Source organism: Pseudomonas sp. UBA6310 (assembly GCF_002438225.1).
Classification (GTDB): Bacteria; Pseudomonadota; Gammaproteobacteria; order Pseudomonadales; family Pseudomonadaceae; genus Pseudomonas_O; species Pseudomonas_O kuykendallii.
Window position 1 is genome coordinate 25,753 of the sequence record NZ_DJTK01000049.1, and the last position, 25,182, is coordinate 50,934.

A 25,182-nucleotide genomic window follows, 5' to 3' on the forward strand; every position below is an offset into this window, starting at 1 on the left:
CGTCGGTCGAACAGTGCGCGCAGGGCGCCCAGCGGCGCCTGCTGGCTGCGTGCGAGCACGTAGCCGGCGTAGGCCTGAACGGCGAAACGGCTGGCGTCCAGGTTGTCGCTGTAGCCGGTCTCGATCAGCGTGCGCTCCTGCAGGTAGCGCAGCAGCCGCTGGCTTGCCTTGGTCAGCGCATCCGGCGGCACGCCGAAGCCCTGGTCACGGGCACGCAGGAGAAAGTCGGTGACGTAGGCGGTCAGCCAGTATTCCTCCTCGCTGTCCGCGCCCCACAGGCCGAAGCTGCCGTTGTGTCGCTGCATGCCGAGCAGGCGTTCGATGCCCAGTTCGATGGCGCGACGGCGCACCGCTTCCGGTTCGCCGGCGATGCCCAGGCGCGCCAGCGTGCCGGCGTCGGCATACAGCGAGGGATACAGGCCGCTGGTGGTCTGTTCCAGGCAGCCGTAGGGATAGGCGTGCAGCTCGCGGATCTGCTCGGCGAGGTTGAGCGGCGGCCGGCTCGATACGCTGAGCAGCGCCTCGCGCCCGGCCGGATCGAACTGCGCCAGGGTGCCCGCCGGCAGTTGCCAGCCCTCGCCCTTGAGCAGCGTCTGGAAGCGGACGGTCTGCGCCGGCCAGGCCGGGCGCACGCCGAGGGCCCAGCTTCGGCTCAGCGGTGGCAGGTTCTCGCCGGGCAGATCGAGCCCGTCCACGGTGACCGTGACGCTGCCCTGGCCGTAGCCGCCGAGGGCGCGCACCGGAATGCGCAGGGTGCTGCGCTGGCCGTCGTCCAGTTTCACCTGCAGCGTCGACTCGCCGCCCTCCAGCGCCAGCTGGCCTTCACTGCGCAGCTTCACTTGCAGCGTCTGCGCCTTGCCCGAGAGGTTGCTGAGGTCCAGCGCCAGGCGGGTTTCGTCGCCGCCGGCGAGGAAGCGCGGCGCCGACAGCTCGGCCACCAGCGGCGCGGCGACCACCGTCTTCGCCTCGGCCATGCCGAAGCGCTCGTCGGTCCAGGCCTGCGCCATCAGCCGCAGCTCGCCGTTGAAGTCCGGAATATCGAGGCTGATCTCGCCCTCGCCCTGGTCATCCAAGGTCACCGGCTGGCTCTGCAGGGCGACGATGTTGACGCTGGTCTGCGGCGGCTTGCCGCCCTTGCTCAACGCCGCGGCGTCACCGCCGAAAGCCAGGCTGGCCAGGCGTCCACCGCCCTCGATCAGTTGCCCGTAGACGTCCAGTTGGTCGGCACCGTAGGCCTTGCGGCCGAACATCGCGACGAAGGGATCGGGGGTCTGGTAATCGGTGATGTTGAGGATGCCGACGTCCACCGCGGCGAGCAGCACGCGCACCTGCCGCGGCGCGCTGCCATCGGCTTCGTGCGCTTGTACGCGGACCTTCAGCGGCTGGTTGGGGCGCATCCTGTCCGGCGCCGTCAGGCTCAGCGCCAGTTTGCGCGGAGCGCGATCCAGCGGCAGGTGCAGCAGGCCGACGGCGCGCTTCGGCGTGGCGTTGCTCTTGCGCTCGCCCGGACGAATCACCAGCGCGCTGACGTACAGGTCATGCCGCGCCCATTCTTTGGCGATCGGCACCTCGAAGGTCTTGCCTTCGACCGGCACCTGGATTTCCTGCCACCAGAGCGGGCCGTCGGCGGACTCCACCAGCAGGTAACCGCTGCCGGCGGCCGGCGGCGTCACGCTGACCTTCGCCGTGTCGCCTTCGGCATAGGCCGGCTTGTCCAGCGCCAGCTTGACCTGGTCCGGACGTACCGCACCGCCCTCGGCGTTGTCCTGCCAGCGGTAGCCGGCCCAGAAGCGCAGACTGCTGACCATCCCGGTCTGCGGGTCTTCAACCTCGACGCGATACGGGCCCCACTCCACCGGGAAGGCGATTTTCGCGGTGCCGTCGGCGGCCACCGAGACGCTCTCCTCGGCGAGGTTCAGGTACTTCTCGTTGTAGTGATAGCTCCAGCCGTCGTCGGCGGAGAAGTTCCAGTAGTAGTCGCGGCGCTCGCGCACCAGGCGCACCTTGAGGTCGTCGGCGGCCAGCTTGTGGCCGCTCGGGTCGGCCACCAGCACCTCGAATTCGGCCTGGCTGTCGCTGTCCACTTCCTCGCCGTCGAACAGCCCGCGCAGCCCCGGCAGGCGCTCGGCCGGCCACACCGGCTGCTCCAGGCGACGGGTGATCGGCCGCCCACCGGACTCCTGCAGCCTGGCCTGCAACGTCAGTTGCAACGGCGAGCGCGCCTCGGCCCAGCGGCTGTCGAGGCTCAGCGTCGCCTTGCCCTCGGCATCCAGGGCGGTTTCGTCGAGGTCCAGGTCCTGGCTCAGCTCTTCCTCGGTAACCGAGCCGAACTGGTAGCCGGGCAACGCCGGCACGGCTTCGCGCAGCGGCCGGACGTAAAGCTGGCCGCCGAGCTTGTTGCCGGAAGCCGGCGCGCCGTAGAGGTAGCGCCCCTCGACCTCGAACTGCGCGGTATCGCCCGGCGCCAGCGGCGTGTCGCTGCCTTGCAGGTGCAGCGCCAGGCGTTCGGGGAGGAAATCCTCGACGAGGAATTCATAGAGCTGCGGCTTGCCGTCGCCCAGGTCGAGCAGCAACTGCCAGCGCCCGGTCGGTGCATCGGCGGCCAGCGCCAGCGGGTACTGGTAGAAACCGCCCTCGCCCGGCGTCCAGACGAACTTGCGGCTGAGTTGCTGATCGGGCTTGCGTACCTCGACATTCACCGGCTGCGCCGCCACCGGCTTGCCATCGGCGTCGCGCAGCAAGGCGTTGAGCAGGACCGTCTCGCCGGGGCGGTAGAGGTCGCGCGGGCCGAAGACGAAGAATTGCAGCGGGTGCGCGGCGGGGCCGGCGATGTCGAACTCGGCCAGGTCCAGCGCCGGGGCTCCGAGGCGCAGCAGGCTGGTCTGCGCGCCGTCGCGGGCGATCAGCACCTGCGCCTTGTCCTTGAGCGGCAGTTCGGCGTGACCACCCTTCTCGGTCTTGCCGCTGGCCAGCAGCGTGCCCTTGTCGTCGAGCAGTTCCAGGGTGATGCCATCCAGCGCCTTGCCGCCTTCCAGCGCCTGGGTGAACACGTCCAGGCGGTTGGCGTAGCGGTGCGCGGAGAGACCGATGTCGCTCAGGGTGAACAGCGTGGCCGGCTGCGTGTAGCTGTACTCGCCGGCCTGGCGCATCACCGCCAGGTAGACGCCCGGTTGCTTGAACGGCTCGAGCCCGGCGATCGGCAGCAGCAGGTTCTCGCGGGTGTTGCGCGCCGGATTCAGATCGAAGCGCCCGCCGTAGACCAGATCGGCCATCGGCAGCAGTTCGCTGGCTTCCCAGCTGCCCATCGCGGAGCGGCGGCCCCAGCGTTCGAGGAACGCCGGCAGGCTGTCCGGTTTGATGCGGAAGAACTCGACGTTGACCTTGTCGACGTTCAGCGCGATCACCGGCAGGCCTTCCACCAGCCGCGTCGGCAGCAGCGAACCGGCGCTGGCGAAGCCGACGCTGGGCTGCAGGTCACGGGTTTCCAGGCGTGCGACGTACTCGGCGGCGAGGCTGGAGCCGCCCGCCCCGCGCAGGCCGGCATCCACCGTCAGCACCAGCTTGCGCTGCGGCTCGAGGTGGCGCAGACGCAGCTCCATGAGGTTGTCCGACAGCTCCCAGGCGCCGTCGACCTTGCCATCCTTGCTGTCGACCAGATGCAGTTTGTCGGCGAAGGCCTGATCGGGGTCCAGCGGCACGCTGAAGCTCACCGACAGTGCGGAAGCGCCCTCGACCTGGACTTCCGAGACATCGGCGACGCTCAGCTCGCGCCCGGCATAACGCTGCGCCAGGGCCGCGCGATCCTGCTGCGCGGCGGCGGGCTGCTGCGCCGGGGCCGCCGCCGGTGGCGCGCTGGCGGCCTTCTCCGGCGCCGACGAATCGCAGGCGCTCAACAGCATCAGGGCAAAGGCCAGGAAGAGTCCTTTCTTCTGCATCACAGTCTCCAGGGAGGGGCAGGCGGATCGGCGCAGGGTACGTGTATCGCCGCGGTAAGCAATGGATAGAGACCAGAATACGAAGGAATTGTTAGACGCCATCACATCTTCCGATGCGCCAATGGGCACTCGGCAAGCGCGCCCTTCCCTGCCTTTGCCCGATGACACCGCGAAAGCTACGAACGACCCGGCACCGGTATACTGCGCGGCCCATCAGGAGCCTTCGCATGAGCGTGAAACAGGCCTGGCGCGACATGCCCACCCACCGGCGGGTGTGGGCACTGGCGGCACCGATGATCCTTTCCAACCTGTCCGTGCCGCTGGTGGCGCTGGTCGACAGCGCTGTGGTCGGCCACCTGCCGCACGCACATCAGCTCGGCGCCGCGGCGGTGGGCAGCGCGCTGTACCTGCTGATCGTCGGGGTGCTCGGTTTCCTGCGCATGGGCACCACTGGTTTCGCCGCGCAGGCCGCCGGGCGGGGCGATGGCGGCGGCCTGCGCCAGGTGCTGCTGCAGGGGTTGCTGCTCGGCCTGCTGCTGGCGACGCTGCTCGGCGCGCTGGCGATTCCGTTCGGCGATGCCGCGCTGGAGCTGATGAATCCTTCCGCCGAACTCGACGGGCAGACCCGCGCCTTCCTCCACACGCGCCTGCTCGGGCTGCCGGCGGCGCTGGCCAACTACGCGCTGGTCGGCTGGTTCCTCGGCACGCAGAACGCCCGCGCGCCGCTGGCGATCCTGCTGCTGACCAACCTGAGCAATGCGGCGCTGTCGCTGTGGTTCGTCCTCGGCCTGGAATGGGGCGTGGTCGGCGCGGCGCGGGCCGCCGTGCTCGCCGAATGGAGCGGCGCGCTGCTCGGCCTGGCACTGACCCGCGGTGCGCTGCGCGCTCATCCCGGACTGCTCGACTGGCCGGCGCTGCGCCGTTGGGCCAATTGGCGACCGCTGCTGGCGGTCAATCGCGACATCTTCATCCGCTCGCTGGCGCTGCAGGCGGTGTTCTTCCTGGTCACCGTGCAGGGCGCGCGCCTGGGTGACGCCACCGTGGCGGCGAACGCCCTGCTGCTCAACGGGCTGCTGCTCACCGCCTACGCGCTGGACGGCCTGGCACACGCGCTGGAGGCACTGTGCGGGCACGCCATCGGCCGCGCCGATCGCCCGGCGCTGCAACGCTCGCTGGTGGTCGCCGGCGGCTGGTCGCTGCTCGCCAGCCTGCTTTTCGCGCTGTTCTTCCTGCTCGGCGGCAGGCTGTTCGTCGGCCTGCAGACGGACATCCCGGAGGTGCGCGAGGTCGCCCTGCAGTACCTGCCCTACCTCGCCGTGCTGCCGCTGGTAGCGGTCTGGAGCTACCTGCTCGACGGTCTGTTCATCGGCGCCACCCGCGCGCGGGAGATGCGCGACGCCATGCTCATCGCCTTCGCCATCAGCCTGCCGCTCGGTCTGCTGCTGCAGGGCTACGCGAACCACGGGCTGTGGCTGACCTTCCTGGGCTTCATGCTCATCCGCGGGATCAGCCTGGGCATCTACGCCCGCCGCCTGAACCGCGCGGGCGCCTGGTTCGCCCGGGCGACGGCCTAGCCGGCGGAACACCATGGCCAGGCATGGGCGCCACCGAATGGAAGGGGCACAATGACAACGACACCGCCGCGACCGGCAGACATCCCTCAGGAAGGACCCGCATGAGCATGACGAACACCTCGCCATCCCCTCGCCTCCAAGGCTTTCAGCCATGAGCCAGGCCATCGCCGCCTACCTGCATTATCTGTCGATCTTCGTGCTGTTCTCGCTGCTCAGCCTGGAGCACGTCCTCTTCAAGCTGCCGATGGACAGTGCACGGGCGCGCAGCCTGATACGCATCGACATCTCCTTCGGCATCACCGCCGGCGTGGTGCTGCTCACCGGCCTGGCGCGGGTGATCTGGTTCGGCAAGGGCTGGAGCTACTACCTGCACAACGGCGTATTCCACGCCAAGGTCGGCCTGTTCGTGCTGGTCGGGCTGCTTTCGATCATCCCCACGCTGACCTTCTTCGAGTGGCGCAATGCCCTCAAGGCCGGGCGCGAACCGCAGACCAGCGCCGCCCGCGCGCGCCTCACGATCGGCGTGATCCGCGCCGAGCTGGCGCTGCTGATGGCGATCCCGCTGCTGGCGACGCTGATGGCGCGCGGCTTCGGCTATAGCGGATAGCGGTTGCGCCCTTGGCGGCGCGCTTCACTGGCGCATGCCGACGCCCAACCGGTTGAAGGCGTTCATCAGGGCCACGGCGAAGCTCAGGTCGGCGATCTCGACATCGTTGAAGTGTGCCGTCAGGGCGTCGAAGACCTCGTCGGGTGCGCCGCTGCGCGCCACCTCGGTCAGCGACTCCGCCCAGTCCAGTGCCGCCCGCTCACGGGCATCGAAGCGGCCGCTGACGCGCCAACCGGCCAGGGCGTCCAGCTTGGCATCCTCGGTGCCGCCGGCGCGCAGGGCCCTGGCGTGCATCTCGGTGCAGAACGAGCAGCCATTGAGTTGCGAGACGCGCAGGTTGACCAGCTCGATCAGACGCTTGCCCAGCGGGCTGCGGTCGAGGGCCTTCTTGGCGGCGAGCAAGCCCTGATAGGCGTCCGGCGAGAGGTCGTAATAGGGCAGGCGCAGGCTACTCATGCCGACAGTCCTTCTTCGTGGGAAAACACATGGGTGGCCCATTGCGCGGCGATCCGTTCCAGCTGCCAGCGCGCACGCCCCAGGCCGGCGGCGCGCGCCGCGGGGTCGGCGAACGGCAGCGGCTGGGCATCGACGAACTGTGCCGAGGCGACGCCGAACGCCGCGCGCAGCGCCTGGCTCAGCGCATCCCTGTGGGCGTCGGCGGCACCGGGCTCGACGCCGCGGGTGGTCAGGAACAACACCTTCTGGCGGATCGGATTGCCCTGTTCATCCGATACGCAGGTCACCCCGGCGCGGACGATGGCGTCGATGAACGCCTTGACGTTCGTTGGCATGCTCCCGTTGCAGATCGGCATGGCGAACAGCAGCGCGTCCGCCTCCCGCAGGCGACGGTACAGCGCAGCGGAGTCGGCCAGGATGGCATTCATCGCCGGCTCGGTGCCGACGTGCGGCGGTGCCTGCAACGCGAGGTCGAGATAATCGACCTGCAGCCCATCGAGCCGCCCGCGCAACAGGTCGACGAAATACTTCGCCAAGGCCCGCGAGTTCGACGTCTCGCGCCCGGCACTGCAATCCACATGCATGAGTTTCACAGGAAGCTCCGCTATCGCCTGGACATTCACTGCCTGCAACTCTAGGCGCGGCATGCCATAGTCGACAGAGCCAAGAATCAATGGAATGACCAGGACATGCGCAACGACCTTCCCGACCTGCGACCGGACCGTGCCGAGGGCACGCCGATCTACCTGCAGCTCTACGCACGCTTTCGCCGGGCCATCGCCCAGGGCCAACTGCGCCCGGGCGACCGCGTGCCGGCGGTACGGGCCCTCGCCAGCGAGCTGAACCTGGCGCGAGGGACCGTAGAAGCCGCCTACCAGTTGCTAGTCAGCGAGGGCTACCTGATGCCGCGCGGCCCCGCCGGCACCGTGGTTTCGCCGCAACTGGCGACCCATGCCTATTCCGCGGTCGCCCCGGAGGTCCTGCCGCAGAGCAGTTTCCACGCCGACGCGGGAAGTGCCGAACGCCCGCTGCAACTCGGCCTGCCGGCGCTCGACGCCTTCCCCCGCGCGCTGTGGACGCGCTTGGCCGCGCGGCGCCTGCGCAGCCAGTCCGGCAATGACCTGGCCTACCCGAATGCCCGCGGTGACGCAGCCCTGCGCGAGGCGATCGCCGCCTACCTCGGCGTGTCCCGCGGCATCGCCTGCAGCGCGCAGCAGGTGTTCATCACCGCCGGCCACCGCGGCTCGCTGGACCTGATCTGCCGCACGCTGCTGCAACCCGGTGACGCCTGCTGGTTCGAGGACCCCGGCTACCCGCACGCGCGGCTGTTGCTCGAGGGCGCTGGCGCGCGGCTGGTGCCGTTGCCGGTGGATGGCGAAGGCCTGTGCGTGGACGTCGGCCTGCAACGCGCGGCGAACGCGCGCTTCGCCGTGGTCACGCCGTCGCACCAGAGCCCGCTCGGGGTTTCCCTGTCGCTGCCGCGACGGCTCGCGCTGCTGGACTGGGCCAACGCCGCCGGCGCCTGGGTCATCGAGGACGACTACGACAGCGAATACCGCTATCAGGGTCGCCCGCTGCCGGCGCTCAAGAGCCTCGACCGCCAGGGCCGCGTGCTCTATGCCGGTACCTTCAGCAAGGTGCTGTTTCCCGGCCTGCGCCTGGCCTACCTGGTGGTGCCGGAAGGCCAGGTCGCCCGCTTCGTGCGCAGCGCCGAGGTCTTCCAGCAGCATTGCCCGTCGCTGTCGCAGGCGACCGTGGCCGACTTCCTCACCCAGGGCCATTTCGCCCGCCACCTGCGCAAGATGCGCAACCTGTACGCGCTGCGCCGCGGCTACCTGAGCGACGCGCTGCACGCCGCCTTCGGCGATCGGCTGCGCATCGACCTGCAGGCGGGCGGCATCCAGTTGCTCGCCCAGCTGGATACCGGCGAGGACGACCGGGCGCTGGCCGAACGGATCAACGCCTGCGGCATCGGCGTCCACGCGCTGTCCAACTGGACGCTGCAGGAGCGCCATCCGCCGGGCCTGCTGATGGGCTTCACCAACCTCGCCAGCGCCGAACAGGCACGCGACGTGGTGGCGCGGATGAAGGCGGCGATGCAGCCATCAGCCCTACCGTAGAGCGGCATCGCGCCCGGCGAGGATTGCCTGCCGAAACGAAAAAGCCCGCTCGAAAGCGGGCTTCGGTGACAGCGACCGATCAGCTCGACAGGTACGAGGAACGCGTCAGGCCCAGGCGCAGGGCGTCCAGGTACTGGGTGCGCTCACGCGCACTGAGGCGCGCGCCGGCGACCTTGTCGCGGTAGTAGTTCATCAGGCCCTCGGGCGACAGGTGCACGTAGCGCAGCATGTCCTCGATGGTGTCGTGGGTCTCGATGCCGCCATGGCGCACGCTGCCGTCGGCGTCCTGGTAGACGTTCACCGAATCGGTGTCGCCGAACAGGTTGTGCATGTCGCCGAGGATTTCCTGGTAGGCGCCGACCAGGAACACGCCGAGCAGGTAATCCTCGCCCTCGCGCACTTCGTGCACCGGCAGGCTGGTCTCGATGCTCTGCTCGTCGATGTACTGCTTGATCTTGCCGTCGGAGTCGCAGGTCAGGTCCTGCAGCACCGCGCGGCGCAGCGGCTCCTCGCTCAGCCGCTGCAACGGCATGATCGGCAGGATCTGCCCGATCGCCCAGGTATCCGGAAGGCTCTGGAACACCGAGAAGTTGCAGATGTACTTGTCGGCGAGCTTGTCGTTGAGGTCGTCCAGCACCTGCCGGTGCGAGCGCTGGCGCGCCTTGAGCTGGTTGTACAGGCGCCGGCAGATGGCGTAGTAGCTCTGCTCGGCGAGGGCCTTCTGCGCCAGGTTGAGCTTGCCCACCGAGTACTGCGCGGACACCTCGCCGATGTAGTGGGTGGCCCGCCAGTAGGTCTCGGCGACCATCTCCGGATCGGTCGGGCCGAGCAGATCGAGCAGGTCCTGCACCGCTTCGGGCTGTTCCTGCTCGGGGTCGATGTCCGGGATGTCGTCGTTGTGCTGCTCGACGTCGGTCACCTGCACCACCAGCACCGCATGGTGCGCGGTCATCGCCCGGCCGCTCTCGGAGAAGATGTGCGGGTGGGGGATTTCCTGGCGGTCGCAGAACTCCTTGAGCATGCCGACCACACTGGCGGCGTAGTCGTCGATGTCGTAGTTGATTGAGCTGGCGTTGCGCGAATGGGTGCCGTCGTAGTCCACGCCCAGGCCGCCGCCGACGTCGATGTGGTCCACCGGCAGGCCCAGCGCGCGCAGCTCGCCGTAGTAGCGGATGGCCTCGCGGAAGCCCTTGCGGTAGTCCGCCAGGTTGGCGATCTGCGAACCCATGTGGAAGTGCAGCAGGCGCACACCCTGGTCCAGCCCGGCCTGCTTGAAGCGCTCGACCACCGACAGCAACTGCGCCGCGGAAAGGCCGAACTTGGATTTCTCGCCACCGGTGTCCGCCCACTTGGACGACGCCAGCGAGGACAGCCGCACGCGCAGGCCGACCTGCGGCAGCAGCTTCAGCTCGGCGGCCTCCTCGATCACCAACTGGACCTCGGATTCCTTCTCGATGACGATGAACACGTTGTGGCCGAGCTTCTGCCCCATCAGCGCCAGGCGAATGAACTCGCGGTCCTTGTAGCCGTTGCAGACGATGGTGCCGCCCTTGGGCGCCAGCGCCAGCACGGCCATCAGCTCGGGCTTGGAGCCGGCTTCCAGGCCGATGGACACATCGCGCGTGGCGATGATGTTCTCCACCACCGCTTCCTGCTGGTTGACCTTGATCGGGTACAGCGCGGTGTACTGCGCGTTGTACTCCAGGCGCTCGATGTTCGCGTCGAAGGCGCCGGTGAGCTTGCGCACGCGGTCCTGCAGGATGTCCGGGAAGCGCACCAGCAACGGCAGCGACAGTCCCGACTCGCGCAACTGCTCGACCAGCGCCTGCATGTCGATGGGCGCATCGTCGCGACCGCCGCGCGGGCGCACCTCCACCTCGCCGCCGTCACCGACGGAGAAGTAACCGGCGCCCCAATGGCGAATACCGTAGACACTGCGGCTGTCCGCCACCGTCCAGCTGCTGCCATCGTCCTTGCGCGTACGTCGTGCGGCCATTGTTCCCCCTCGGAAATGGGCTGGGCCTGCCCGCTTTGCTCGGGGACAGGTTATGCATGGATAGTTACAAACGATCAGGTATCGACCGGCGGCCGACTACCGAAGTTTAGTTATTCGTCCCGGCGCACTGCCGGGCAGGATGGAGGGCGGCTCAGCCGCCGGACTTCTTGGCCTTGAAGCCGCGTTTGATCAGCTCGTCGATGAGCAACTGGACGTGATCGCCCTGGATCTCGATCACCCCGTCCTTCAACCCGCCGCCGCAGCCGCAGCGTTTCTTCAGCGCGCTAGCCAGTTCCTTGAGCGGCTCATCGGCCAGCGGCACGCCGGCGATGGTGGTCACCGTCTTGCCACCGCGGCCCTTGGTTTCGCGGCGCACGCGGGCGATGCCGTCTCCGGCGGGAACGACGCTTTGCTTGCAGATGCAGGCATCCACGGGCTGGTTGCAATCCGGGCAGTGCCGGCCGCTGTCGGTGGAATATACCAGGCCGCCGAGGGCGGCCAATGACGAAGCTTTCTTGACCACCGGCTGTTCCTCGTAGGGGTCAGGATAGCGACAGGTTGCCGGCGAAAGACGCGTGCGGGCAACCGCGAGGCCCCACTCAGGCAGGGGCAGCGCAGACCCACGCGGCGCGCGGGCGGGAAAGGCCGCGCAATTTAGCAGCAATGGGCGCAAATGCTAATAGGAAATTGCAGCCGGATTCAGCGGCCGCGGCACAGTTCAAAGGCTTCCAGCGAGTCCGGACAGTAGGGTTTTTCGCGCAGTTCGACGAACACCTGCTGCTGGCTGATGAAGCGCGCCTCGATCACTTCCTCCGGCTGCAGGCGCAGCGCACCGTCCCACACGGCGGAAAACACCGCCGCCCAGATGCGGTTGTCGGGGTGATCGAAGAAGAACCGTCCGTGATCGCGCAACGCCACGCCAGTCACGCCCAGCTCTTCCTCCAGCTCGCGCGCGGCGCCCTCGGCGTAGTCCTCGCCGGCCGCCAGCATGCCGCCCGCGGCGACATCCCAGTAGCCCGGATACAGCGCCTTGCTCAGGCTGCGGCGGTGGACGCAGAGGTCGCCGGCGGCGTTGAACAGCAGCACGAAGCAGGCCCGACCAATCAGCCCGCGGGCGCGCAGCTCGGCGCGGGTCAGGCTACCGAGCAGGCGGTCCGATTCGTCGACCCAGGCCACCTGCTCGGCATCCGAGGCCGCGCGATGCGCCTGCTCCGCGCTGAGCGACATCGATCAGCCCTGCTCCAGCAGGTTGCGCAGATCGATCACCGCGGCGTTGGCGCGCGAGATGTAGTTGGCCATCACCAGCGAATGGTTGGCGAGAATCCCGTAGCCGCTGCCGTTCAGCACCATCGGGCTCCACAGCGGCTCCTGCGCGGCTTCCAGCTCGCGGATGACCTGCCGCACGCTGATGGTGGCGTTCTTCTTCGCCAGCACGTCGGCGAAATCCACCTCGATGGCACGCAGCAGGTGCGACAGCGCCCAGGCCTGGCCACGCGCCTCGTAGAACACATTGTCGATCTGCAGCCAGGGCGTCTCTACGGTGTCCTCGCTGACCTTCGGCACCTCGCCCGGACGCACTTCGGCGGGATTCACATCGGCGTTCAGGCGTACCCGGCCGACACTGGCGGAGAGCCGCTGCGACAGCGAGCCGAGCCGCGTGGCGACGTCGCCCATCCAGTTGTTCAGGTTGTCGGCGCGGGTATAGAACTGCGCATTGCCCTGGGTCGGGTCGGACAACCGGGCCAGGTAGCGATCCAGCGACTTGATGCCCTCGCGGTACTCGCTCTCGGAGGCCGGCAGCGCCCAGCTCCGGTTGTCGAAGTTGAAGCGCGGCTCGGCCTTCGCCAGGTCGCCGTCCTCGGTGGATTGCGACTGCGAACGGGCGAAATCCTTGCGCAGCGCGCGTGACAGGTCGCGGACCTGCACCAGCACGCCGTATTCCCAGCTGGGCATGTTGTCCAGCCAGAGGCCGGGCGGCAGCTTGTCGTTGGAGAGGTAGCCACCCGGCTTGTCGAGCAGCGTGCTGGCCACCTGCTTCAGGGTTTCCACCGTGGTGTAGCCGATCACCATCTGCCGCTGGGCACTCTGCGCCGCGGCCTGGGCGTGCTGCTGCACGGGGAACAGGTCAGGCTCCCGGCTCCAGTACCAGCCGACCACCAGGGCGACCAGCAGGTAGATGACCAGCAATGCTCCCAGGCCGCGTACCAGCAGCCCACCCGGCGCCGAGCGCTTGCCGAGGGTCTCTTCGCTGCGTGGCGCGCTCGCGCTATCGCCGGTGCGTGTCTTCCAATCCAACATGGCGTATTCCTTGCTGTTCGAATGCATGTCTTCGACCGCAGCCTGTCTCCAGGGTTGCGCATCACGGACTCACTATAAGGCATCGTCGACGCATCGCCGGCGACGCCTTGAACCAGAGCGGTCGGCAGGCAGCCGGTCGGCGTAAAAATGTGGCGCCAGAGGATCGGCGGTGATGTAAGCGGAATGCAGAGAGTGGTAGCATCGAGCCATCACGCTGAACGGATACGTCAGCGCTAAAACCCTCAAGATGTGGGCCATGAGCGAATACGAAGATCCCAACCGCGACCGACTGAAGAACCACTTCGCGCAACGCGTGATCCATCAGGCTCGCCAGGTGCTGGAAGTCTGGCAGCGCCTGCAGGCGAGCGAGTGGAACGCCGGCGACATGAGCGAACTGGTGGACGCCAATACGCGCCTGCTGCGCTACGCCGAACGCTTCGAGCAGGAGGAACACGCCCAGCTGGCGCGGCGCATCGCCACCAGCCTGGAAAGCGTCGAAGCCAACCGCGGCCGTCTGAACAGCCCGCTGATCAGCGAAATCCACCAGCTCATGCAGCGTCTCTCGCGCACCGGCCTGCGCCATGGCGACCTTGCCGAGTCCTTTCTTCCGCCGCTGCGCAAGCCGGTCTACCTGGGATTGCAGGACCAGGAACGTAGCGAACGCCTGGCCCAGCAGCTCGAATTCTTCGGCCTCGCGGCGCAGGCGCTGCACAGCGCCGCCGAGTTCCGCGCGGCGATGAGCGAACGCCACCCGGCCGCTATCGTCATGGAAGTGGACTTCGGCGGACGCGCCGCCGGCCTCGCCCTCGCCGAGGAATCGCAGCAGGGACTGGAGCAGAAAATCCCTGTGCTGTTCTTCAGCCACGACGAAACCGACGCCCCGACGCGCCTCGCCGCGGTGCGTGCCGGCGGTCAGGAGTTCTTTACCGGTGCCATCGACGCCTCCAGCCTGCTGGAAAAGATCGAGATCCTCACCCGCACCGCGCACTACGAACCCTACAGGGTGCTGGTGGTGGACGACTCGCGCGCCCAGGCGACGCACACCGAACGCGTGCTCAACAGCGCCGGCATCGTCACCCGCACCCTCACCGAGCCGATCAAGGCGATGGCCGAACTGGCCGAGTTCCAGCCCGACCTGATCATCCTCGACATGTACATGCCCGACTGCACCGGCACCGAGCTGGCCAAGGTGATCCGCCAGCACGAACGCTACGTCAGCGTGCCGATCATCTACCTTTCCGCCGAGGACGATCTCGACAAGCAGCTCGACGCCATGAGCGAAGGCGGCGACGACTTCCTCACCAAACCGATCAAGCCGCGCCACCTGATCGCCACGGTGCGCACCCGCGCTACCCGCGCGCGCAGCCTCAAGGCACGCATGGTCCGCGACAGCCTGACCGGCCTGTACAACCACACGCACACCCTGCAACTGCTCGAAGACGCCCGCGCCCGCGCCCGCCGCGACGGCAAGCCGCTGACCTTCGCGATGCTCGACATCGACCATTTCAAGAAGGTCAACGACACCTACGGCCACCCCATGGGCGACCGCGTGATCAAGAGCCTCGCGCTGTTCCTCAAGCAGCGCCTGCGCAAGACCGACCACATCGGCCGCTACGGCGGCGAAGAGTTCGCCGTGGTGCTGCCGGACACCAACGCCGAGGCCGCCTTCAAGGTGCTCGACGACATCCGCCAGCGTTTCGCCGAAATCCGCTACCCGGCACAACCGCAAGACCTTTCCTGCACCTTCAGCTGCGGCATCGCCGAGCTCAGCCCGGACATGGAAATCAAACGCCTCTCCAGCCAGGCCGACCAGGCGCTCTACATCGCCAAGAACGGCGGACGCAACCGCGCGGCGGTCTTCCAGGAGTGAGTGCCGGGGCCGCGCGCCCCGGCTGTCATCAGGCTGAAACCGAACCGCAATAACCTTCGGGCTCCCCTCACGTCGTGTGTCGAGGTCCGGATGCGCCTGAAGCTGCTCACCACCATCAATACCCTGCTGCTGATCACCGCCTGTCTCGCGCTGGGCGCCACGCTGTGGTGGTCGCAGCGCGCGCTGGAACGGCCCTATCAGCTGATGGAACGCTACCAGGCGCTGTCCCGGGAGTTTCGCGAGCGGGTGGCCGACAACGTGCAGCGCTACCTCGCCAGCGGCGATGCGCTGCACCACGCCGACGCCAGCGGCGCGCTGGAAGACCTGAGTATCGCGCTGGGGGCGCTGCCCGAGGATTTTGCCGAACGCCTGCGCCCCAGCCTCGACGAACTGCGCCAGTTCGCCGCCGGCGAATTGCTCGCCGCCGGCAAGCTCGCCGGCGATCCGCAGGGCCTGCTGCTGCAGGCGGAGCGCGAGATGAGCGGCGTGCTGGAGGCGCTATCGGCCTATGCCGCGCAAAGCGATGCCGACGCCGCCCACGATTACGCCGGGCCGCTGTTTGAGGCGTCGCACCATCTGCTGCGCCTGAGCCATGCGCGCGGGCGCCTGGTCGGCAGCGCGCGCGCGGAACTGGCCGAAGACGTCGAGCGCGAACTCGCCGCGCTCGGCGCCCAGGCGAAACGTATCGACGCGCTGCCGCTGCTCGGTGTCGCCGCGCAGGAGGAGTCCGCCGGCTCGAGCTTCGCCGCGCTGATGGGGCTGGACGCCGAGGCCGGCCAGGCGCCAGCGGAAGACCGCGGCATCGCACTCAAGCGCGAACTAGCCGGCCTGCTGCAGCGCTACCCGGCAGAACTCGGGCGCACCCGCGCCCTGATCCAGCGCCGTGGCGAACTGGCCGCCGAAACCCAGGAGAAGGTCCTCGCCCTGCAGAATGCCCTCGCCGCGCTCGAACCGGTGGTGCGCGGCGAACATGCGCGCATCCAGTTCGAGGTACGCCTGATCCAGGGCCTGATGATCGGCCTGATTCTGCTCATCGCGCTGGTGGTCGACCGCATCCAGCGCCACCTGACCCGCGCACTCGGCCGGCTGATGGAGGCACTCTCGTCCTGGGCCGGCGGCGATTTCGGCGAACCCATCGCGCTGCGCACCCGGACCCGCGAGTTGCGCGACATCGAGGAGTCGCTGAACCGCCTGCGCAGCTACCTGGTGAACCTTGTCGGCACTATCCGCGAGCACGCCCAGCAGGTCGCCGGCAGCAGCCACGCGCTGGCCGAACTGAGCAGCGGCCTGCACAGCGGCGCCGAGCGCCAGGTGGGCGACACCGCGCAGATCCGCGATGCGCTCGGCGAGCTGGAGTCCACCATCCAGCGCGTCGCCGTCGACGCCAGCCAGGCCGCCGGGGCCAGCCGCGCCGCCGGCGAGGCGGTGGAACTGGGCCAGCGGGTGATCCTCGACAGCCTCGCCGGCATGCACGGGCTGGTCGGCGAAGTGCAGGGCAATGCGCTGGCCATCGAACGGCTGGCCGAGGAAACCGCCACCATCGGCAAGGTGCTCACGGTGATCCGCGGCATCGCCGAGCAGACCAACCTGCTGGCGCTCAACGCCGCCATCGAGGCCGCCCGCGCCGGCGAACTGGGCCGCGGCTTCGCGGTGGTCGCCGAGGAAGTACGCTCGCTGGCCCAGCGCACCGCCGGCGCCACCGAGGAAATCCAGCAGTTGATCGGAAACCTCCAGCGCGCCGCGCGGCAGTCGGTGGACACCATGCGCGTACAGGTGGAACACGCCGAAACCACCGCGCAGCAGGCGGCCGCTGCCGATGGCGCACTGGATCAGGTGGTCGCCTCGATTCGCGGTATCGCCGGCATGGCCGAACGCATCGCCGACGCCACCGCGCAGCAGAGCGGTGCGGTCAGCGAAATCCGCAATCACAGCGAGCGCATTCATCACCTGGGCGGCAGCAACCTGGAACGCATCGGGGCCGGCCGTAATCAGGGCGAGCGCCTGCAGACACTCGGCAGCCAGCTGAACACCGCGGTTCAGGCATTTCGCGTGTAACGACCGGGACTCTTGCGCGCCGCGCCCCCCTGCAGCGCTTGACCTGGCCCCTGCACACGTCCGCCCCCTCGGCTATCATGCGCGCTTCCGATTTCGCGAGACCGCCATGCGCCGCCTGCTGCCTCTCCTGCTGTTGCTGATCGCCCTGCCGGCCGCCGCCGGGCTTTTCGACAAGCGTCCGAGCGCCGAACTGGGCGCCCCGCTGAACAACAGCAGCGACTTCCTGCCCGTGCGCGAAGCCTTCCGCCTGGACCTGATCGGCAGCGATGCCGGCACCATCAAGCTGCGCTTCACCAACGCGCCCGGCTACTACCTCTACCGCCATCGTTTCGCCTTCCGCAGCGAGCCGGCGGACATCGCCCTCGGCCAGCCGCAACTGCCGGCCGGCGAGCACAAGACGGACGAGTTCTTCGGCGACGTCGAGGTGTACCACGAAGGTCTGGACATCGACCTGCCGGTCGACAACCCCGACAAGCGCCCCTTCACCCTGCTGGTGACCTACCAGGGCTGCGCCGACAAGGGCCTCTGCTATCCGCCGGAAACCCAGCGTTTCACCTTCGGTGACGCTCCGGCCGCCAGCACTGCGACGACGCCCGTCGCACGCGGCTGGAAATGGAGCGAACTGGCGCTGTTCTTCCTCGCCGGGCTCGGCCTGACCTTCACTCCCTGCGTGTTGCCGATGCTGCCGATCCTCTCCGGCGTGGTGCTGCGCGGGCGCATCGGCGGCTGGCGCAGCCTGAGCCTGTCGCTGGCCTACGTGCTGTCGATGGCCGTCTGCTTCGCCGTGCTCGGCGCGCTGATGGGCGTGTTCGGCGCCAGCCTCAACCTGCAGGCGCGGTTGCAGTCGCCCTTCGTGCTGGTGCCGTTCGCCGCCTTCTTCGCGGCCTTCGCCCTGGCCATGTTCGGCGTCTACGAATTGCGCCTGCCACGCCTGATCAGCGAGCCGCTGAACCGCCTCGCCGACGACACCCGCGGCGGCTCGCTGTGGGGCGCGGCGCTGCTCGGCGTGCTTTCCAGCCTGCTGGTCAGCCCGTGCGTATCGGCGCCGCTGGCCGGCGCGCTGCTCTATATCAGCAGCAGCGGCGACGCGCTGGGCGGCGGCCTGAAGCTGTTCGCCCTCGGCGTGGGCATGGGTGCGCCGCTGGTGCTGTTCGCCGTCGGCGGCGGCAGCCTGCTGCCGAAATCCGGTAGCTGGATGATAGGCGTGCGCAATGCCTTCGGCGTGCTGCTGCTGGCGGTATCGGTATGGATGCTCGAGCGCGTGCTGCCCGGTGCGCTGTCGCTGGCCCTCTGGGGCCTGCTCGCCGCCGGAGTGGCGCTGTGGCTCGGCGCCCTCGAATTCGTGCCGAAAACCCAGCGCCAGCGCCTGGCGCAGCTCGTCGGTCTGGCGCTGCTGGTCTACGCGGCGAGCGCCTGGATCGGCGCGCTGCAGGGCGAAAGCGACCCGCTGCGCCCGCTGGGCCGCGGCCAACTGGCGGCCGGAGTGAACACCGCGCCCGACGCCGGCCAATGGACGACCCTGAGCAGCCCCGCCGAGCTGGACGCCGCTCTGGCCGCCGCGAAAGCCGCCGGCCAGCCGCTGTTGCTCGACTGGTACGCCGACTGGTGCATCAGCTGCAAGGTGATCGAACGCGAGGTGTTCAGCGCCCCGGCGGTGACCGCCCAGCTCGTCGGGTTTCGCCTGATCCGCTTCGACATGACCGCCAGCACGCCGGAGCAACGCGCGCTGCTGGATCGCTTCCAGCTGTTCGGCCCGCCGGCGATCCTGTTCTTCGATGCAGAAGGCGCCGAATCGGCCGCGCTGCGGGTGGTCGGCGAGATCGACGCCGAGGCGTTCGCCGCCCGCGTTTCCCAGGTCCGCGCGGCGCGCTGAGCGACATTTGGGAAAACGCAGGCGAACGCCGGACATCGTGCGGCCATTTGCCGGTTTCTGGACAGACTTCTAGGCTTTCGGCATAGTCCGCGGGCATCCGCAGGCACAACTAGGATATTTGCATGGCCACCCTACTGGTGCTTCACGGCCCCAACCTGAACCTTCTCGGCACGCGCGAGCCGGGCATCTACGGCGCCCTGACGCTGCCGCAGATCGACGAGGACCTGGTCCGTCGCGCCCGCGAAGGCGGGCACCATCTGCTGCATCTGCAGAGCAATGCCGAGTACGAGCTGATCGAACGCATCCACGCCGCGCGCGGCGAGGGCGTGGACTTCATCATCATCAATCCGGCCGCGTTCACGCACACCAGCGTCGCATTACGTGACGCATTGCTGGCGGTGAGCATCCCATTCATCGAAGTGCACTTGTCGAACGTGCACAAGCGCGAACCTTTCCGGCATCACTCCTACTTTTCCGACGTGGCGGTGGGTGTGATTTGCGGCCTGGGTGCCAGCGGTTACCGGCTGGCTCTGGAAGCCGCTCTAGAACAACTTGAACGACCCTGAACTTACTGGGAGTTGCCCTTCTGATGGATATTCGCAAAGTCAAGAAGCTGATCGAGCTGCTGGAAGAATCCGGCATCGACGAACTGGAAATTCACGAAGGTGAAGAATCGGTACGCATCAGCCGCCACAGCAAGCAACAAGCTTTCGCTCAACCGATGTATGCCGCCGCTCCGGCACCGGCCGCCGCCCCCGTGGCCGCACCAGCCGCACCGGCAGCGGACGCCGCTCCGGCCGCCGCCAAGCTGAACGGCACCGTGGTCGGCTCGCCGATGGTCGGCACCTTCTACCGTGCCTCCTCGCCGACCTCGGCCAACTTCGTCGAAGTCGGCACCGCGGTGAAGAAAGGCCAGATCCTCTGCATCGTCGAAGCGATGAAGATGATGAACCACATCGAGGCCGAAACCAGCGGCGTCATCGAATCCATCCTGGTGGAAAACGGTCAGCCGGTGGAATACGACCAGCCGCTGTTCACCATCGTTTGAACCGCCAGGAGTCTTCGATGTTGAAAGCTGCGACGCTGGAAAAAGTCCTGATCGCCAACCGCGGCGAGATCGCCCTGCGCATCCTGCGTGCCTGCAAGGAACTGGGCATCAAGACCGTGGCGGTTTACTCCACCGCGGATCGGGAACTGATGCACCTGTCGCTGGCCGACGAAACCGTCTGCATCGGCGCGGCCCCGGCAGCCAAATCCTACCTGCACATCCCGGCGATCATCGCGGCCGCCGAAGTCACCGGCGCCACGGCGATCCACCCGGGCTACGGCTTCCTCGCGGAAAACGCCGACTTCGCCGAACAGGTCGAACGCTCCGGCTTCGCCTTCATCGGCCCGAAAGCCGACACCATTCGCCTGATGGGCGACAAGGTCTCGGCCAAGGACGCGATGAAGAAGGCCGGCGTGCCCACCGTTCCCGGCTCCGACGGCCCGCTGCCGGAAGACGAGGAAACCGCGCTGCGCATCGGCCGTGAAGTCGGCTACCCGGTGATCATCAAGGCCGCCGGCGGCGGCGGTGGTCGCGGCATGCGCGTGGTGTACAACGAGGAAGACCTGATCCAGTCGGCCAAGCTGACCCGCACCGAAGCCGGCGCGGCCTTCGGCAACCCGATGGTCTACCTCGAGAAGTTCCTGACCAACCCGCGCCACGTGGAAGTCCAGGTGCTCTCCGACGGCCAGGGCAACGCGATCCACCTCGGCGACCGCGACTGCTCGCTGCAGCGCCGCCACCAGAAGGTCATCGAGGAAGCGCCCGCCCCGGACATCGACGAGACTGCGCGCCAGGAAGTCTTCGCCCGCTGCGTCAAGGCGTGCATCGACATCGGCTACCGCGGCGCCGGCACCTTCGAGTTCCTCTACGAGAACGGCGCCTTCTACTTCATCGAGATGAACACCCGCGTACAAGTGGAGCATCCGGTGTCGGAGATGGTCACCGGGGTCGACATCGTCAAGGAGATGCTCAGCATCGCCGCCGGCAACAAGCTGTCGCTGACCCAGGACGACATCGTCATCCGCGGCCACGCGCTGGAGTGCCGGATCAACGCCGAAGACCCGGCCACCTTCATGCCGAGCCCGGGCAAGGTGAAGCACTTCCATGCCCCGGGCGGCAACGGCGTGCGCGTCGATTCGCACCTGTACAGCGGCTACTCGGTTCCGCCGAACTACGACTCGCTGATCGGCAAGCTGATCACCTACGGCGGCGACCGTGACGAGGCGATGGCGCGCATGCGCAATGCCCTGGACGAAATCGTCGTCGACGGGATCAAGACCAACGTGCCGCTGCACCGCGACCTGACCCGCGACCCCGGCTTCTGCAAGGGCGGCGTGAACATCCACTACCTGGAAAAGAAACTGGGTATGGATAAGCACTGAGCCGCACGCGGTATCATGTAGCACCGGGAGGGAGTGGCGCAGGCCGCTCCCTCTTTTTTTGTGGTTCGCCCGCTCCGGCGATCACCCTGACTCCCGGCCGTTTTCGCCCCAACCACCCGCGCCACCGCGAAGGAAACTCCCATGCCCTGGTTACAAGCCCGCCTCGCCATCACCCCCGAGCAGGCCGAGGTCTACGAAGACGCGCTGCTCGAAGCCGGCGCGGTCTCGGTGACCTTCATGGACGCCGAGGACCAGCCGATCTTCGAGCCGGACCTGGGCACCACGCCGCTGTGGAAACACACCCACCTGCTGGCGCTGTTCGAAGCGGACACCGACGAGGCCGACCTGCTTGGCCGGCTGATGCTGCTCACCGGCGGTGCGCTGCCGGAGCACCACTTCGAGCGCATCGAAGACCAGGACTGGGAGCGCAGCTGGATGGACAACTTCCAGCCGATGCGCTTCGGCCGTCGCCTGTGGATCGTGCCGAGCTGGCACGCCGCGCCGGAGCCGGACGCCGTCAACCTGCTGCTCGATCCGGGCCTGGCCTTCGGCACCGGCACCCACCCGACCACCGCCCTGTGTCTCGAATGGCTCGATGGCGAAGACCTCGCCGGGCGCAGCGTGCTCGACTTCGGCTGCGGCTCGGGCATCCTCGCCATCGCCGCCCTGCTGCTCGGCGCCGGCCGCGCGGTGGGCACCGACATCGACCCGCAGGCGCTGGAAGCCTCACGCGACAACGCCGGACGCAACGGCATCGCCGCCGAACGGCTGCCGCTGTACCTGCCAGAAGCACTTCCGCGCGAGCCCGCCGAAGTGGTGGTGGCGAACATCCTCGCCGGCCCGCTGGTGGCCCTCGCGCCGCAGATCATCGCGCTGGTGCAGCCCGGCGGGCGCCTGGCGCTGTCCGGCATCCTCGCCGAACAGGCCGAGGACGTCCGCGCCGCCTACGCCGCCGATTTCGACCTGGAGCCGACCGCCGACAAGGACGGCTGGGTGCGCATCAGCGGCACCCGTCGATAGGTCTCGCGCCCCTCTGCCGCAGCGCCGGGCGCTTGCGGTAGACTGCGCGCCTCGTTTCGCCACCCGCCCACCGGCGGGAACAGTGGCCACCGGATAGCCGCATGACCGACAGTTTCGTCACGCAATGCCCGCATTGCAGCACCCGTTTCCGCGTCAAACGCAGCCAGCTGGGCATCGCCCAGGGCGCGGTGCGTTGTGGCGCCTGCATGCAGGTGTTCAACGCGGCGCAGCAGTTGCAGGACGCCGGCGAAACACGGCCGACAGCGCCCCCCGCGCCGGTCAGCGAGACAGCCAGGCCGACGGTGCGGCCACAGCTGCCGCCGCCGGGCAAGAACCCGGGCGATACCCTGTGGATTCACGACGACCTCGACCTGGACAGCCTCGATCTCGATGAGGAACTGGCCAAGCTCGAACTGCAGGAGCGCCTGGTTTCCGAGCGTTTTCGCACGCGCGTCGAGCCCGTCGAGCCGAGCGAAGGCCTGTCCGCGATCGATCCGCGCGAGTCCGACGAGGAGGCCTGGGCGCAGAAGCTGCTCATCGATGCTGCGCCGGAACCGGAACTACCGGAGCCGCTGCCCGAACTGCCGGCGCCCAAGCCGCTCACCGCGATCGAGCACGCGCCGCTGCACGACCCCGTGCCGCCGCCGGCCCGCAGCGAACCGACGCTTTCCCTGCACCTGCCGGAAGAGCCGGACGATGCGCGCGACGACGAGGACGAGCCTGACTTCCGCCTGTCCGCCGAACGCGATGACGTGCCGGTCACCGCGCTGCTGCTGGTCGACCCGCGGCGCGACGATGAGGATGACGAAGCGCAGCCGAACGCGCGACAAAAGCCCGCACGCAGCGAACCGGCGTTGCGCAGCACGGCGCTGCTCGACCTCGAGGACGAGCCGCTGCAGCTGGAATGGCAGGCGCCGCGCAGGCGCTGGGGCCGGATCTTCGGCTGGCTGCTGCTCAACCTGCTGGCGCTCGCCGCGCTGGCCGGCCAGTACCTCTGGTATCACTACGACGAGCTGGCCCGGCGCGACGAATATCGCCCCTGGTTCGAGCAGCTGTGCCCGACGCTGGGCTGCACGCTGCCATCGAAGGTCGACATCGCCCTGATCAAGAGCAGCAACCTGGTGGTACGCAGCCACCCGGAATTCACCGGCGCGCTGGTGGTGGACGCTATCCTCTACAACCGCGCGCCCTTTTCGCAGCCGTTTCCGCTGCTGGAACTGCGCTTCGCCGACCTCAACGGGCAACTGCTCGCCAGTCGTCGCTTCAAGCCCAGCGAGTACCTCGCCGGCGAACTCGCCGGGCAGAGCGAAATGCCCCCGCAGACGCCGATCCACATTTCCCTGGACATCCTCGATCCGGGCGCCAAGGCGGTGAATTACAGCCTGAGTTTCCACTCACCCGAGTGAACGAAAACGGCTCATCTAACCGCTGGCGATAAGTCGACGACTGTTCAGAATTTGTGCAAATCGATCTTTATCCGGTCACCGCTAGCGGGTATCATGCCCACCCTTTTTCGAACTGCCCCGATCAACTAAAAGCAGGCCCCATTACAGGGAAGACCTATGTCGGCGGTACGCATCGGCCCTTACACATTGCCCAACCCCGTGATCCTGGCGCCCATGGCCGGCGTCACCGATCGTCCGTTTCGCCAGCTCTGCCGCCAACTCGGTGCCGGGCTGGTGGTGTCGGAAATGGTGACCAGCGATGTGCGCCTTTGGAACACCCGCAAGTCGAGCCTGCGCCTGCCGCACGTCGGCGACCCGGAGCCACGCTCGGTGCAGATCGCCGGCGGCGATGCGCAGATGCTCGCCGCGGCGGCGCGGGCCAATGTCGAGCTCGGCGCGCAGATCATCGACATCAACATGGGCTGCCCGGCGAAGAAGGTCTGCAACAAGGCCGCCGGTTCGGCGCTGATGAAGGACGAACTGCTGGTGGCGGAGATCCTCGAGGCGGTGGTCGCCGCGGTCGACGTGCCGGTGACGCTGAAGATCCGCACCGGCTGGGATCGAGAGAACAGGAACGGGATTACGGTGGCGAAGATCGCCGAACAATCCGGGATCGCCGCGCTGGCCGTGCATGGCCGCACGCGCGCCGATCTGTACACCGGCGAGGCCGAATACGAGACCATCGCCGCGATCAAGCAGGCGATCTCGATTCCGCTGTTCGCCAATGGCGACATCGATTCGCCACACAAGGCCCGCGCGGTACTCGACGCCACCGGTGCCGATGCGCTGCTGATCGGCCGCGCCGCCCAGGGCCGGCCGTGGATATTCCGCGAGATCGCCCATTACCTGGCGACCGGGGAGCTGCTGGCGGCGCCGACCCTGAGCGAAGTGGAATGCATTCTGCTAGAGCACCTGGCGGCACTGCATGTCTTCTACGGCGAGGTGATGGGCGTGCGCATCGCACGCAAGCACGTGGGCTGGTACCTGGCCACGCTCCCCGGTGCCCGGGAGTTCCGCGTCGGGTTCAATCGTCTGGAGACGACGGACGCGCAGTACGCCACCGTTCGGCAGTTCTTCGCCGAACGGCACAATGATGGAGAGGGGTTGGCGGCATGACGACGATGGCTGAGCTGGTTTTTGATGGATCGACATTTGATGGGGCAACACCCGTGAGCGACAACCTTAACCTCAAGCAGCACCTCAACACGCCGAGCGAAGAGGGCCAGACCCTGCGCGGCAACGTTGAGAAGGCGCTGCGCAACTACTTCGCCCATCTCGAAGGCGCGTCCGTCACCGACGTCTACAACCTGGTGCTCTCCGAAGTCGAAGCGCCCTTGCTGGAAACCGTGATGAACTACGTCAAGGGCAACCAGACCAAGGCCTCCGAGCTGCTCGGCCTGAACCGCGGCACCCTGCGCAAGAAGCTCAAGCAGTACGACCTGCTGTAAGCACGCATTCGAAAAAGGGCGGCCCGCGAGCCGCCCTTTTTGCTGATTCATCTGC

Annotated in this window: 19 protein-coding genes and 1 pseudogene; 13 read left to right on the forward strand and 7 right to left on the reverse strand. The window is 68.0% G+C overall.

Annotated elements, in window-relative coordinates:
* On the reverse strand, nucleotides 1-3,935 hold a 3,935-nt coding region (locus B3E91_RS11565), incomplete at its 3' end, for an alpha-2-macroglobulin family protein (RefSeq protein WP_287029546.1).
* Nucleotides 3,936-4,162: 227 nt separating this feature from the next.
* On the opposite strand from B3E91_RS11565, the gene B3E91_RS11570 reads away from it, so the two are divergent.
* Together B3E91_RS11570 and B3E91_RS11575 are read left to right on the forward strand one after the other, a co-directional pair.
* Entirely contained in the window at nucleotides 4,163-5,509 is a 1,347-nt protein-coding gene (locus B3E91_RS11570; RefSeq protein WP_287029547.1) for an MATE family efflux transporter, read from the forward strand.
* Nucleotides 5,510-5,660: 151 nt separating this feature from the next.
* Entirely contained in the window at nucleotides 5,661-6,116 is a 456-nt protein-coding gene (locus B3E91_RS11575; protein WP_287029548.1) for a DUF2214 family protein, read from the forward strand.
* Nucleotides 6,117-6,140: 24 nt separating this feature from the next.
* Here B3E91_RS11575 and B3E91_RS11580 read toward each other — a convergent pair whose 3' ends face one another.
* Together B3E91_RS11580 and B3E91_RS11585 are read right to left on the reverse strand one after the other, a co-directional pair.
* Nucleotides 6,141-6,572, reverse strand: a complete 432-nt coding sequence (locus tag B3E91_RS11580; RefSeq protein WP_287029549.1) for a carboxymuconolactone decarboxylase family protein — start codon at nucleotides 6,570-6,572, stop codon at nucleotides 6,141-6,143.
* Complete coding sequence (locus B3E91_RS11585) at nucleotides 6,569-7,195, reverse strand: NAD(P)H-dependent oxidoreductase (RefSeq protein WP_287029550.1); 627 nt, start codon at nucleotides 7,193-7,195, stop codon at nucleotides 6,569-6,571. The genes B3E91_RS11580 and B3E91_RS11585 overlap by 4 nt, the downstream gene beginning before the upstream one ends.
* 66 nt (nucleotides 7,196-7,261) lie before the next feature.
* Between B3E91_RS11585 and B3E91_RS11590 the strand changes: the two genes are divergently transcribed.
* On the forward strand, nucleotides 7,262-8,692 hold the full coding sequence (locus tag B3E91_RS11590; RefSeq protein WP_287029551.1) for a PLP-dependent aminotransferase family protein: 1,431 nt from the start codon (nucleotides 7,262-7,264) through the stop codon (nucleotides 8,690-8,692).
* 79 nt (nucleotides 8,693-8,771) lie between these two features.
* Here the strand turns inward: B3E91_RS11590 and speA are convergent, their stop codons facing one another.
* From speA to B3E91_RS11610, 4 genes are all read right to left on the reverse strand, one after another.
* A complete protein-coding gene (gene speA / locus B3E91_RS11595) occupies nucleotides 8,772-10,688 on the reverse strand; it encodes an arginine decarboxylase (RefSeq protein ID WP_287029552.1) in 1,917 nt (638 codons plus the stop codon).
* A gap of 151 nt (nucleotides 10,689-10,839) precedes the next feature.
* Nucleotides 10,840-11,211: a translation initiation factor Sui1 gene (locus B3E91_RS11600; RefSeq protein ID WP_287029553.1), complete on the reverse strand. Its 372-nt coding sequence runs from the start codon at nucleotides 11,209-11,211 to the stop codon at nucleotides 10,840-10,842.
* Between the two features lie 176 nt (nucleotides 11,212-11,387).
* Entirely contained in the window at nucleotides 11,388-11,915 is a 528-nt protein-coding gene (locus tag B3E91_RS11605; RefSeq protein ID WP_287029554.1) for an NUDIX hydrolase, read from the reverse strand.
* 3 nt (nucleotides 11,916-11,918) lie between these two features.
* Nucleotides 11,919-12,986, reverse strand: a complete 1,068-nt coding sequence (locus tag B3E91_RS11610; protein WP_287029555.1) for a DUF2333 family protein — start codon at nucleotides 12,984-12,986, stop codon at nucleotides 11,919-11,921.
* A 256-nt stretch (nucleotides 12,987-13,242) separates the two neighbouring features.
* On the opposite strand from B3E91_RS11610, the gene B3E91_RS11615 reads away from it, so the two are divergent.
* The 10 genes and pseudogenes from B3E91_RS11615 (at nucleotide 13,243) to fis (ending at nucleotide 25,127) form a co-directional block, all read left to right on the forward strand.
* Complete coding sequence (locus tag B3E91_RS11615) at nucleotides 13,243-14,856, forward strand: response regulator (RefSeq protein WP_282338680.1); 1,614 nt, start codon at nucleotides 13,243-13,245, stop codon at nucleotides 14,854-14,856.
* A gap of 1,536 nt (nucleotides 14,857-16,392) precedes the next feature.
* Nucleotides 16,393-16,911 (forward strand): annotated as a pseudogene (locus tag B3E91_RS22270) (methyl-accepting chemotaxis protein); the annotation flags it as partial.
* A gap of 106 nt (nucleotides 16,912-17,017) precedes the next feature.
* Nucleotides 17,018-18,784: a protein-disulfide reductase DsbD gene (locus tag B3E91_RS11625; protein ID WP_287029557.1), complete on the forward strand. Its 1,767-nt coding sequence runs from the start codon at nucleotides 17,018-17,020 to the stop codon at nucleotides 18,782-18,784.
* Nucleotides 18,785-18,906: 122 nt separating this feature from the next.
* A complete protein-coding gene (gene aroQ, locus B3E91_RS11630) occupies nucleotides 18,907-19,350 on the forward strand; it encodes a type II 3-dehydroquinate dehydratase (protein WP_090223889.1) in 444 nt (147 codons plus the stop codon).
* A 23-nt stretch (nucleotides 19,351-19,373) separates the two neighbouring features.
* Complete coding sequence (gene accB / locus B3E91_RS11635) at nucleotides 19,374-19,832, forward strand: acetyl-CoA carboxylase biotin carboxyl carrier protein (RefSeq protein ID WP_090223891.1); 459 nt, start codon at nucleotides 19,374-19,376, stop codon at nucleotides 19,830-19,832.
* A 17-nt stretch (nucleotides 19,833-19,849) separates the two neighbouring features.
* Nucleotides 19,850-21,214 carry an acetyl-CoA carboxylase biotin carboxylase subunit gene (gene accC / locus B3E91_RS11640; protein WP_090223893.1) on the forward strand — a complete coding sequence of 455 codons (1,365 nt, stop codon included), beginning with the start codon at nucleotides 19,850-19,852 and terminating at the stop codon, nucleotides 21,212-21,214.
* A gap of 141 nt (nucleotides 21,215-21,355) precedes the next feature.
* Entirely contained in the window at nucleotides 21,356-22,234 is an 879-nt protein-coding gene (gene prmA / locus B3E91_RS11645; protein ID WP_287029558.1) for a 50S ribosomal protein L11 methyltransferase, read from the forward strand.
* 101 nt (nucleotides 22,235-22,335) lie between these two features.
* Nucleotides 22,336-23,640 carry a DUF3426 domain-containing protein gene (locus B3E91_RS11650; protein ID WP_287029559.1) on the forward strand — a complete coding sequence of 435 codons (1,305 nt, stop codon included), beginning with the start codon at nucleotides 22,336-22,338 and terminating at the stop codon, nucleotides 23,638-23,640.
* A 156-nt stretch (nucleotides 23,641-23,796) separates the two neighbouring features.
* Nucleotides 23,797-24,795 (forward strand): tRNA dihydrouridine synthase DusB, encoded by a 999-nt coding sequence (dusB, locus tag B3E91_RS11655; protein ID WP_282338671.1) that lies wholly within the window; start codon nucleotides 23,797-23,799, stop codon nucleotides 24,793-24,795.
* 5 nt (nucleotides 24,796-24,800) lie between these two features.
* On the forward strand, nucleotides 24,801-25,127 hold the full coding sequence (fis, locus tag B3E91_RS11660) for a DNA-binding transcriptional regulator Fis (RefSeq protein WP_376747793.1): 327 nt from the start codon (nucleotides 24,801-24,803) through the stop codon (nucleotides 25,125-25,127).
* Nucleotides 25,128-25,182: the final 55 nt, after the last annotated feature.